This window comes from Rhizobium atlanticum (genome assembly GCF_030182485.1).
Taxonomy (GTDB): Bacteria; Pseudomonadota; Alphaproteobacteria; order Rhizobiales; family Rhizobiaceae; genus Rhizobium.
Genome location: NZ_JAQJCJ010000003.1, coordinates 312057 through 324017, shown reverse-complemented (window position 1 = coordinate 324017; position 11961 = coordinate 312057). Strand labels below are relative to the sequence as shown.

Here is an 11961-nt window from a genome sequence, read left to right as displayed (position 1 = left end):
GTGCGCGTCACCACCCTGCAAAACAGCTCCACCGCGAGGCGATCAATCAAACCGTTTCAAACCATGTCGACGGGGCGTCTGTGACGAAGTTCAGCAATTTTCGCCATGGAAATTTATGAGCGGCTATCTCTCCCCTGAATTTGGGGGCTGAAGAAGTGAGGACGTGATTGGTTATGAGCCCTTCTGACATTCTCGGTGTCCCTCAACGAAAACCCCATCAACCGCTCGTATTCCGCCTCCGGAATGCCGTAAGAGCCATTGGCCTTGAGAATGAGGCCCTCGCGATCGACGACGATTACCTTACCTCGTACCGACCTGATGAGCTTTTCGCCCTCGAGGATGGGAAGCGCGCCGGTAACTCCGGAGCGCCGGACGCCGAGCATGGAAGACATATGTTCGTGGGTGAGAAGCAGCGCCTGGCTGTCGGATCGGTCATCGAGCATGAGCAGCAATCGGGCCAGTCTCTGTTCGATGGAATATCGGCTGTTGGCCAGGGCCGTATAACCCATTTGAATAGCGAGCGTCCTTGAAAATGTTGATGAAAGCGATCGCAACTGCGGTGCCCTCTGCGTGAGACGAAGGAAGCTGTCGATGTCGGTGCGCTGCGCGGTTCCTTCGGTCAGCACCACAAGATTGTAGGGAGTGCGCCAATCGCCCTCCAACAGCCCCGTGCCGGTTACCCCTTCACGGCCGATAAGGCCAACCTCTACGTGCGAGCCATCCAGGGACGAGGCGACCAGCGAGACCGTCCCGCTTTCAATGAAGGAAACCGTCGTGATCTCTCCAAACTGCTTTTCAAGAACCTCGCCTTGAATCAGCTGAACCTGCTTGAGAAGCGGCCGGATAAGATCATTTTCTCGCGGAGAAAGAGCGGAAAGAACGAGATTCTTCTGACCGCCTGATGACTTCGCCGTCGAACCTCCGCACTCGGAAAGGGCAGTGTAAATCGCGCTCGTGTCCAGCGGTTTTTCCACGAAAATCCGATCCGCAAAGCGGGGAGGCACGACATCACGGCTGTAGCCGGTTGCGAAGAAGAACGGGATATTGCGCTTTGCCAGCGCATCGGCGACAGGGAACACCATCGTTCCACCGAGATTGATGTCCAAAATGGCCACTTCAATTTGGGAATCTTCAATATATTGCAACGCTCGTTGGACGCTCGGCGCGGGACCAACTACCCTGATCCCGCTTGCGATCAGCTTCGATGCGAGTTCGCTGGCGAGAGCGTAATCGTCCTCGACGACCAAGACAGCTTTTTGAGCGAGTTCGTCAAAAGCCGTATTCATGACGACCTGCCTCCCACATCTTACCTGTTCACCTCAAAACGTTGCGGCCATCGCTCCGTTCCGTCGCCCAACCTGATGACGTTGCATCAATAATAGCTTAATCGCCCCACGTCCTCGCCTTCTTCAGTATCACGCGATCGGCGATACGCATCAAGGCTGCGGCGTCGGTCGCGCCGGCAGCGACTTAAGATATCGGGCGATAGCAATGCGGTCGGCCTCCGGGAGCTCCGCTATATTCTCGACCACATCCGCCATGGACCAACCGACATAGCCATGATCCGGCGTTCGGCCGCTGTGAAGCATTTCGGCGACATCCTGCTGCGACCACGAGCCGATACCTGTCGGCGTGATGTTAGGGTTGAAGCCGACACCTTCGGAACTCACTCCGCCGGCGAACCGCGTCTTGGGCTTCACGGCGCCGAAGATGTTGCGAGACGAGTGGCACTCGGCGCAATGACCGAGAGTCTCCACGAGATAGGCACCGCGATCATGCACGGGATCGCCGCTCGGCGTTGCTTCCGATCTGCCTTCGCGGAAGAACAGGAGTTTCCAGAAGCCGACAAACCGCCGAATGCGAAACAAGGGGGAAATATCGTGTGGCTGCGGGCGCTCCGGCACGGGCGACAGCGTGTGCAGAAAGGCGTAGAGATCTCTTACGTCGCCGAGAGTCATCCCGGTGTAGCTGGGATAGGGGAATACCGGGTAATAATGCTGCCCTGAGGGAGAGACCCCTGAAATCAGCGCATTGGCAAGGTCGGCAACCGACCACAATCCGATACCGGCAACCGGGTCGGGCGAGATATTGGGAACTCTGAAGGTCCCATAGGGCGAGGCCAGCGCAAGATCTCCTCCGAGCCTTAAGCGGTCCGGCTGACCAGGGGAAGCATGACAGGAGGAGCAGCCGCCTGCAGCAAAGACCACTCTGCCGCGCTCGACATCCCCCGGCGTCAGCGTGGGATCGCCGGCAGCGAAGCGTGGATGCGGCCTCGTCAGCAGCCAGGTTGCGAGGCAGACAAGGAGGACCGCGGCGACAGCGGTCGAAAACAATCGGGCACCTTTCACCATCCTGGACCCGCTAGAGCAATCCCGGGAAAACCATGAAACAGTTTTCCGTCCGGAGTTGCGAACGACAACTCAGAGCGGTTTCGCGTTTCCATGGAAAGCTCAATCGCTCTGCATGAATACTTCAACCGGGCGGTGGCTCGACCATATATGGCCGCCGCCCCAGGCGGCAGAGATAAACTTCTCGCTCGGGATTGGCCTCTATGACAAAACCCGAGCTGCGTAGCATCGCTTCGACCGCCGCCTTGTTGGGAATGAACCAATTGGTGGGATCGGCAGCATAGCGCTGTTCGACAAAGAACAGCTTCGGAAAATCCGGCCGGTTAAAAACCTTCCATTCCGAAAAGTCGTAATCCTCTTCCAGCGTGGCAATGCGCTCTTCGCCGCGCTGCAGGCATTGGAACAGCATGAGGTCTGCAACCACATGTTCGTGGAGCAGATCCAGTGCCAGCAATGGATGGCGCAGATGGTAAAGCACGCCCATGAAGAGCACCAGATCGAACCTCTCCTCGAGTTTCGACACCTCATAAACCGACATCTGCCTGAACTCGACATCAAGGCCGAAATGGTCGGCGGCGAAACGGGCCTGCTCGAGATAACGTGGATCGCTGTCGATGCCCAACACCCGACCGGCGTTGCGGCGCTTCATTTCGAGCGCATAAAAGCCTGCATTGCAGCCGATATCGAGAACGCTGCGCCCTTCCAGGTCCTTGGGCACGACATGTTTGAAGCCTTCCCACTTGAATGCCGGATAGTCACCGAGAAAGTGATCCGGTGCGGTTTCGAACTCCCCGAGCCGCATATTCTGAAACCATGGGCCGAGTTCGTTGATACGCTGCTTCAAAGCCAGGTTCGTCATCGCTTGAATCCGCTTCTCGCTTAGTTGTCCATGGGAGCAGCCTGCGGGGCCACCGCGCCCCGATGACGACGAGCCGCCGCGACGCGTTTCCGGGGACCATCATCCAAATTGGCGGAAAACCAGTCGATCGTATATCTCAGCCCCTCGGCAAGGGGCACCGTCGGCTGCCAATCGAGAAGTTCTGTCGCGCGGGAAATATCGGGCCGGCGGCGTTGAGGATCATCCTTCGGCAAAGGTCTGTAGGCAACAGCCGTTCGTACCGGCACCATTGAACGGATCATCTGCGCGAGCTCGTTGATGGTGAACTCCCCGGGATTGCCGAGGTTGACGGGCACGCCAGGGTTCGGCCGCACATCCATCAGCGCCATGAGGCCGCCGACAAGATCGCTGACGTAGCAGAAGGACCGGGTCTGCATGCCGCTTCCGTAGATGGTCAGCGGTTTCCCCGAGAGGGCCTGCACGATCAGGTTGGAGACGATCCGGCCGTCATTGGCCTGCATTCGCGGCCCATAGGTGTTGAAGATGCGGGCGACCCGCACGTCGACGCGGCCGCCACGCAGCATGTCGAAGCAAAGAGCTTCGGCGGCGCGCTTTCCCTCGTCATAGCAGGCGCGCGGTCCTGTGCAGCTGACATTACCGCGATAGTCTTCCTTTTGCGGATGCTCGGCGGGATCGCCATAGACCTCGCTCGTGGAGGCCTGAAGAAAGGCGGCCCGATGCCGCTCGGCAAGCGCCAGCAGATTGCCCGTACCGGCGACGCACGTCATCATCGTGTGTACGGGATCCGCCTGATATTGCGGCGGGGACGCGGCGCAGGCCAGATTGTAGATCTGGTCGAGCGGTTCGTCGATTTCAATGAATTTGCAGATATCCTGTTCGATGAGCCGGAAGCCCGGATGGTTCATCAACGGCCTGACATTGTCCCGCGAGCCGGTAATATAGCTGTCGACGCAAATGACGGTGTCGCCACGGCCGAGCAGAGCATCGCAGAGATGCGAGCCGACAAAGCCGGCGCCTCCTGCCACCAGAACAGTCTTGCCTTTTCCGCGACGATTGACCTGAAGCATCGATACTCTCCTTCACGCTGAGATACGGTCGAAAGCTGGATTGGTGGGCAGGTCGGAAAGAGCCCGGACGAGCTCACCGGCACGTGCGGCACCGGTATGACTGCTCATCACCAGCTTTCTCGCTGCGGCGGCGACGGCCAGACGGTCGGTGTCGGGAAGCTCCGTCAGCAGCGCCACGACATCCTCCGGCGCGCGCGCAATGAACAAGGCCTCGCCGTCCGGCAGCAGCTCATCGAGGCCCTGCCAGAAGTCGCTGATAATGGGCGCCCCGCAGGCGGCAGCCTCGAACAGCCGCACGCTGGGAGACCAGCCGGCAGCGATCATGTCGCCGCGGGTCACGTTCAGCGTGAACCGCTGCCGGCTGTAAAAGCTTGCGTGATCGGCAGGCGGCAGATGCTCGATGCGCTCGACATTGGCCGGCCATTCGATCTCGGCGGGATATTGCGGCCCGGCGACAACGAAGCGCATCGACGGCAGGCGGCGCGCCGGCTCCAGCAGAAGCCGCTCCAGTGTGGTTTGGCGGTCGGGGCTATAGGTTCCGAGATAGCCGAGATCCCAGCAAGTGGGCTCGCCGGTATCGGCATAGCGGTCTTGGTCGACCGAACAATAGAGCGCGATGGCCCTGCGCGCGCCATATCTCTGTTCGAGCCGCGTCAACACCCTTCCCCCGGAGAAGGAGAAGTAGGTGTCAAATAAAGGAATCTGGCGCAGCGCCAGATACTCCTCATCGCCGCGATCGAGCTTGGCGAGGGTGACCGGCGTGTCAATGTCATAGAAGCAGAGCCGTTTCAGCTCCAGCGCCTCGAGCCTGTCGATGAGCGGCACACCATCGGGAACGTAGGATCCGACGATGACGGCATCGGCCTTGCCGAGCCTTTCGCCGTGACGCTCGACCATTGCGCCGATACCGGAATAGTAGGCGAGCTCGCAGAAATCAGGCGAAGGCAGGTCCCGATGGCTGGCATACCAAGGCACGTCCCGCTCCAGGAACAGGACCCTATGGCCACCCTGCCTAAGGCCTTTGATCAAGGCGCGATAGGTCGTGGCATGGCCATTTCCCCAGGAAGAGGAAAGAGAGAGGCCGAGGAAGACGATGTCGAGCGGTCTCGTCATTCAGCTGCCTCCCGCGCGCCAAGACGGGCGCGAAAAATCTCGTCCGCCGTTTCGGCGCGATTGACATAGGTATGTTCGGCCAGAACGCGCCGACGCGCCCTTTCTCCGATTTCCCGTGCGGCTTGCCGGGACAAGCCGCTGAGCAGGGCAGCCACGTCCTGTCCGTCGCGGGCGACCAGGACCTCCTCGCCGGACTTCAGAAAGACATCGATGCCTTCCCAGTAATCGGTAATAAGGCAAGCCCCTGCGCCAGCCGCCTCGAAGACGCGCGTCGCAGGGGAAAAACCATTCTCCGCCATACTGGCGCGCGATATGTTGAGGAGCGCCATCGGCGTCACGTTGAAAGCATTGTGATCGCGCGTCGGGACATGGCCGATATAGCGGACGTTTGAAGGGATCGGCTTGTCCTGCCAGCCGGATCCGCCAAGCAGGAATGTCCGGTTCGGCAGACGAGACGCCGGTTCCAGGAAGAAATGCTCGACCCTCGCCTCGCGATCCGGCAGGCGGTTGCCAAGGAACCCTAGGTCGGCCGCGAAGCGGTAGTCCTGCGGCACCGGATGATGCGTTTGCGGGTCCAGCGCATTGTAGATCGGCACGCATTCGGCCGCTCCGACGGAACGGTATGCGCTCACGACAGGATCGCCGCCGCCATAGGTCAGCACGAGATCAAGCCCGGCGAGCGCACGGCGCAACGGATGATCTGGGTTGGCCCTGAGTTCGGCAAGCGTCGCCGGCGCGTCCACGTCCCAGAAGATCTTCAACGCTTGGGGCCGGGCGTTGCGCAGCACCTCTTCCAGCAATCGGTCGTCCTCGAAACCGACGCCGCTTGCCTTGACGACGATATCAGCCTCGGCCGCCTCGATTGCGACGGCCTTGAGAGCGTCAATCGTCCCTTCGTAGACGACGACCCTGCACCAGTCCGGCGGATCCATGTCGCGGTTCTTCTGCCGATCATAGACATCGGGCTCATAGAAGGTGATGTCATAACCCTTCTCCGCCAGCGCCCGCAGCAGGCCGCGATAATAGGTGGCGGCGCCGTTCCAATAGGCGGAGACGAGGCTCGAACCATAAAAGGCGATCTTCATTCGGCGGCCTCCCTGGATTGCAGGTTTGCGGTGACCCTATGCGTGCCGCAGCGCGCCAGGATGGCGAAAAGCTCGTCGACGCGGTGGCGGCAGGTGTGACGGGCCTTGATCGTTTCGAGGCCGGCAGCGGCAAGGCTTGTAGCCAGATCGGTATCGGAGAGGATATCGCGCAGGCTTTTCTTCATCTCCTCGCCATCACCGACGACCAAATAGTCCCTGCCGGGTTCGAACAGATGTTCGGCGTCGTTCCAGGGCGCCGAAAGCAGGGGTATTCCGCAGGCGAGCGCCTCGAAGACACGGATGGTTGGAATGCCCGGCAGATGTTCGACATAGGGTCGGCGCGGAATGTGTACGGTGACCCTATGGCGGGCGAAGGCCGCGGGAACGTCGGCATTGGCTATCCAGCCGCCATAGGCGATGCCGGCCTTGCGCAGCTCGTCCAATGCATGGCCGGGATAGCGCACGCCGCGAACGACCGTGTTCAATCCGAGATCTCTGGCGGGACGGATCAGGAATTCGCCGATTTCGGCCGACCGTTCATCGTCGCCCCAGTTGCCGATCCAGATGAGGTCTCCGGTTTTCTCGATCTCCGGCAGCGGCCGAAACAGGGCGTCGTCGGCCGCCTCGTGCCAGGTAAATACCGACTTTCCCCAGCCGGCTCCGAGATACCGTTGGCGCAGCGTCTGTCCGAAGGCCAGCACGCCATCATAGTCGTCAAGCGCCAGTCCTGCGATATCGCCTTCGGCGGAGACGGCGCGATGATGCGTATCGTGGAAAAGCAGCGTGAAGGTTGCGCCATCGCGCCTGATGCGGCCGAGCCTCTCGACCAATTGCGGTTCTGTCCACTCGTGGACGATGACGACGTCGGCATCGGCAAGCGCTGCCTCGTGATCGAATCCCTTGCCGTAGATCTGCGAACGGTGCTGCGGAAATGCCCGGTGAAATGCCTCGACCGCAGCCGCCCCCTGGTCGCTCTCCAGATTGGCCCGGCTCCAGGCATCCTGCGGCTCCAGCGCCAGCGTTTCATGGCCGCGCCGCTGGAGATCGCGCATGACGCCGCGAAGAAAATGGGCGTTGCCGTGATTCCAGTCGGAGACCAGTGAATGGGTGTAAAAGACAAGCTTCATGATCACTCCGCTGCTGTTGAAAAACCGCGGGCGCACATGCCGAAATAGATCGAGCACATCGCCTCTGCCTGAGCCTTGACGCTGAAGCCGGCGGACCGGGCACGCGCTTTTCGTCCGAACGCAGCCCGCAACTGCGGATCTTGGGCAAGCCTATTGAAAGCTTCGGCGAAGACATCGGGGCGATGCGGATCGGCAAAAAGAGCGGCTCCGTCCCATATCTCGCGATAGGTAGGAATGTCAGAAAGCACCAAGGCCGCGCCCGCCCGCGCCGCTTCGAGAGCGGCTAGACCGAAAGGCTCGTAGAGCGACGGCGAGGCAACGACGGCCGCCTGTCGCATCAAGGCGCTCATCCGCTCATGCGAAAGCTCTCCGCGGTGATCGGCATGGCGAAATCTCATGGTCTCGCCACTGGGACCGGTAGCCGCGCCGGCTGCCGCCACCGGCCATCGCGTCATAGCTGCAGCCTTATCCAGCACGTCGCCGTTTTTGCCGTCGTCCCACCAGCGCCCGGCGGCAAGAACAAACTCCTGCTTGGGCTCGTCGGAAGCCTCACGGCCGCTGCCGTTATGAACGACCTGAAGATTTCCGATCGTTCCATAGGCCGCTTCCATCGCTCTCGCATGGCTGCGGCTTGGCGCGATCACCGCGTCAGCACATGCAAAGCCCTCCTGGTTCAGCCGGTACTGCCATTGCCAGTCCTTTGGCACTTCACGTCCGCGGACGACGGCAAACCAAGTGACGACACAGGAATGGCAAACCACGACAATCGGCAGGTTGGTTTCCAGGCCCGCCGCCTGCGACGGCAGATTGAGATGCAGAAGATCGGCCTGTTCCCGGCGCGCGAGATCGGCGATCAGCCTCGGAACTTCGGCAACTGCCTCTTCATTCTCGACCGTCCAGTCGAGCGGCGCATCCAGCCAGACGAGCTTGCCGGCCCGGCTAGCCTCCGCAACCTTGTCGTCTGTCGGGAAAGGCCCCAGCCCCGCAAAAACAACCTCGATGTTGTTCGATTTCAGGGCTGCGGCCAAATCCATCGCGTAACGCCAGACGCCGCCGATGGCATCAACCGTCATCAGCACGCGGCGGTGCCGCTTGCTTCGTTCATGTTCGCTCATGCCGATGCCTTCCGCTTTTCTCTGCGGATCTGCCGGCCACCGAAACGATGGGCCGTCAGCCATTCGGCGAGGTGCCGCAAACCATGACGCCATCCGATTCCGGCTCGCCAGCCGGTTTCCTGTTCAAGTCTCGTCGTGTCGGCCACGAAATAGAGTTGATCGCCGGCGCGCCATGGGCCAAAGCTGGTTTCGACAGGATGGCCCGCAAGCACTTCGATCTCGCGCAGCACCGCGAGCACGCTGACGGCGTTACGCGGCCCTCCGCCGAGGTTGAAGGCTTTGCCGCTGACCCGCTCGATATTGGAAAACAGCGCCCGATAGGCAGCGACGGCATCATCGACATGCAGAATGTCCCGCACCTGCTTGCCGTCGCCGTAGATGGAAATGGGCTCGCCGCCGAGCGCACGGATCAGGAAATGCGCCACCCAGCCCTGGTCCTCGGTGCCGAACTGACGCGGTCCGTAGATGCAGCTCATCCGCAGGACGGCGGCAGGGATGCCGTAGGACTTTGCGTAGTCGAGAATATACTGATCGGCCACACCCTTCGAACATCCGTAAGGCGTGCAGAAATCGAGCGGCCGGTCCTCGCCGATCCCTTGCCTCCTGACGGTCTCGTTTTCGGGAAGATAACGATCGTCGAGTTCGATCATGCCGAGATCGTCGAGAGCGCCATAGACCTTGTTGGTGCTGGCGAAGATGACCGGCGCCCGTTTGCCTGCCCTGCGCACCGATTCCAGCACATTCAGCGTGCCGCGCGCATTCGTTTCGAAATCTTGCAGCGGGTCGACGAGGCTGGTGGTCACCGCCGTTTGCGCAGCATAGTGGAACACTGCCTTGGCATCCCTGAAGGCTGCTTCGATGCCTAGCAGATCGCGAACGTCGGCGAGGACCGGATGCACCCGCCCGCCATGCCGATCTTTCAGCCAGGAGAGATTCTGATCGACTCCAGATCGCGCCAGATTGTCGAGAATGATGACGTCCTCGCCGTCGCTCAGCAGGCTATCGGCGAGATTGCAGCCGACAAACCCGCTGCCGCCGGTGACGATGATCGGCGCGGCGCCAGAGGCGATGTTGGGAGCGGCAAGGGCGGCGACCTCCTCCAGCCTCTTGACGCCTCCCTCCATAAGAAGGCGTGCAAGCAGCTTCGGTTTATTGTCGTGGCTGACAGCGCCCAGATGATAATGCCTGGGATCGAACCACAGGCCTTCCTGAACCGGAACATCCGGCGGCACGTCGCGCCATGAATACCAGTACATGCGATCGGCCGGTAATTTCAGCGCGTTGATGAAGCGCCGCGCCTGTTCGATCTCGTCATTGCGCCAGGTGGAGTAGCCGGTTTCGGTGATCCATATTTCTGCATCGGCATTATAACGATCGATAATCCCACGCATCTCTCCGAGATGCATGTCCCAGCCGCCCCAGCTTGCCTCCTCGCTGTCCCAGGTTCCAGGGAAACCGTGGAAACCGACTGCATCGACGACGCTAAGTACGCCGCGCGTGCCCATCAGATTGAGCCAATGGGGATCGAAGGGGCACGGGCCGCCAAGCACCGGCTTATAGCCCCTCTGCTTCGCCCAGAAGGCGGCGCCTCCGACCATTTCGCAGAAAAGCAGGAAGTCGCTGTCGTGGCGCCAGTCCCAATCAAGCAGGTTGTTCGGTTCGTTCCAGAGCTCGACATGGCTGATATAGCGGCCATAGCGCGTCAGGACATGATCAACGAAGTCAGCATAGGACTTGAGATCGACCGGCGGACCCGAAGACCTGCCCGTCCGGGACAGAGAAGGCGGCGTGTAGTGTATGCAGGGCAGGAGATCGATTTCACTGCCGATACGCGGGATCAGCCAATCGAACCATTCCTTGCCGCCGGGGGCCAGATATTCGGCCCAGGAAAGATGCGTACGGAGATAGCTGGCTCCGCATCTCAGCATATCCGGCAGCACGATCTCGGTCCGCTCATATTCTCCGGGCCGGAACCATTCGACAAAACCGAATTGTCTCGTCTCCTGCTGATCGGCTGCTCGAGAACCGGCCTTGTTCATGAAACCAGCCCCCGCTCTTCCAGTTGCCGCTTCATTTCGGCGCCACGATCGACAGCCCCCGTCTGCCGCACCCATTCGGCGAAGGGCGCGAGCGCATTTTCGAGACGATATTTCGGTTCGAAGCCGAGGAGTTCGCGCGCCTTGGAAATGTCGGCGAAGCAATTGCGGATGTCACCCGAACGCGCCTTGTTCATGATGTCAGGGCCGATCTCGGGCACGCCCATGGCATCGGCGAGAAGCGTCGCGACATCGGCGATCGAATAGGCCTGGCCGCTGCCGATATTGATCACGTGACCGGCTGCCGCGGGTTTTTCCAGAGCCAGGCGGAAGGCTGTCGCCACATCGCGGACATGGACGAAATCGCGTCGCTGCCTGCCGTCCTCGAAGATCATCGGCGGCTGGCCGTTGGCGAGGCGCGAACCGAAATTGGCGAGTACGCCCGTATAAGGATTGGAAAGCGCCTGGCCCGCGCCGAAAACGTTGAAGAGACGCAGCGCGACGGCATCCAGGCCGTAGGCTTCACCGAAAATCAGAACCTGCCTCTCCTGGGCGTATTTCGTCAAAGCGTAAATGGACGCAAGATCGACCGGTTTCTCCTCATCGGTGGCGACCGGAGTCAGCGGCTGGTTGTCCCGATCAAGCGGATCCCACTTGCCCTGCTTGACATGCTGCATGCGTCGCCTGACATAGCCGAGCCGCTTTCCATCCGCAGTCCGATAGAGCCCCTCTCCATAGACACTCATCGATGAGGCGACGACGATCGTCTTGACGGGAAAGCCGATCATGGCTTCGAGGAGCACCGCCGTGCCGAGGTCGTTGCAGCCGACATAGCGGGCAATTTCGTACATCGACTGTCCGACGCCTACTTCGGCAGCGAGATGGATGACGCCGTTCACACCGGCAAGCGCCGCCCGCACGGCGTCCTTGTCTCTGACGTCGCCTTGAATAATCTCGGCTCCATCAGGCACGCTGACTTCGGCATCGCCATGCACCTGGTCGATCAGCGCATCGAGGATGCGCACCTCATAGCCGTTGTTCAGAAGTTCTTCAGCAACGTGGCGACCAATGAAGCCGCACCCGCCAGTTATCAAAATCGTCATTATGAGATCCGTCCGGTTGAATAATTTGCTTCGGAGATAGGCGCCGAACCGAACGCGGATGGAAAAGTTCCTGCTTCAATGACATCTTTCCTGCTTCAATGACATCTT

General features: G+C 60.6%; 10 protein-coding genes. All 10 read right to left on the bottom strand.

All coding sequences use genetic code 11. The features are described from left to right. Nucleotides 1-113: 113 nt before the first annotated feature. On the bottom strand, nucleotides 114-1286 hold the full coding sequence (locus PH551_RS06885) for a helix-turn-helix domain-containing protein (protein ID WP_285192386.1): 1173 nt from the start codon (nucleotides 1284-1286) through the stop codon (nucleotides 114-116). A gap of 150 nt (nucleotides 1287-1436) precedes the next feature. After that, nucleotides 1437-2351 (bottom strand): cytochrome c, encoded by a 915-nt coding sequence (locus PH551_RS06880; protein ID WP_285192385.1) that lies wholly within the window; start codon nucleotides 2349-2351, stop codon nucleotides 1437-1439. A gap of 121 nt (nucleotides 2352-2472) precedes the next feature. Then, a complete protein-coding gene (locus PH551_RS06875) occupies nucleotides 2473-3207 on the bottom strand; it encodes a TIGR04290 family methyltransferase (protein ID WP_285192384.1) in 735 nt (244 codons plus the stop codon). A 20-nt stretch (nucleotides 3208-3227) separates the two neighbouring features. Next, nucleotides 3228-4274: a UDP-glucuronic acid decarboxylase family protein gene (locus PH551_RS06870; RefSeq protein ID WP_285192383.1), complete on the bottom strand. Its 1047-nt coding sequence runs from the start codon at nucleotides 4272-4274 to the stop codon at nucleotides 3228-3230. Nucleotides 4275-4286: 12 nt separating this feature from the next. Then, a complete protein-coding gene (locus PH551_RS06865) occupies nucleotides 4287-5387 on the bottom strand; it encodes a CgeB family protein (protein ID WP_285192382.1) in 1101 nt (366 codons plus the stop codon). Continuing rightward, the gene (locus PH551_RS06860; RefSeq protein ID WP_085781471.1) at nucleotides 5384-6472 is read right to left on the bottom strand and encodes a CgeB family protein; all 1089 of its coding nucleotides are present in this window, start codon (nucleotides 6470-6472) and stop codon (nucleotides 5384-5386) included. The genes PH551_RS06865 and PH551_RS06860 overlap by 4 nt, the downstream gene beginning before the upstream one ends. Next, a complete protein-coding gene (locus PH551_RS06855) occupies nucleotides 6469-7599 on the bottom strand; it encodes a CgeB family protein (RefSeq protein WP_285192381.1) in 1131 nt (376 codons plus the stop codon). Before PH551_RS06855 ends, PH551_RS06860 begins: the two co-directional genes overlap by 4 nt. Before the next feature lie 2 nt (nucleotides 7600-7601). Next, nucleotides 7602-8714, bottom strand: coding sequence for a glycosyltransferase family 4 protein (locus PH551_RS06850; RefSeq protein WP_285192380.1), 1113 nt, complete (start codon nucleotides 8712-8714; stop codon nucleotides 7602-7604). Next, entirely contained in the window at nucleotides 8711-10753 is a 2043-nt protein-coding gene (locus tag PH551_RS06845) for an NAD-dependent epimerase/dehydratase family protein (protein ID WP_285192379.1), read from the bottom strand. The genes PH551_RS06850 and PH551_RS06845 overlap by 4 nt, the downstream gene beginning before the upstream one ends. Beyond that, nucleotides 10750-11853 (bottom strand): NAD-dependent epimerase/dehydratase family protein, encoded by a 1104-nt coding sequence (locus PH551_RS06840; RefSeq protein WP_285192378.1) that lies wholly within the window; start codon nucleotides 11851-11853, stop codon nucleotides 10750-10752. The genes PH551_RS06845 and PH551_RS06840 overlap by 4 nt, the downstream gene beginning before the upstream one ends. Nucleotides 11854-11961: the final 108 nt, after the last annotated feature.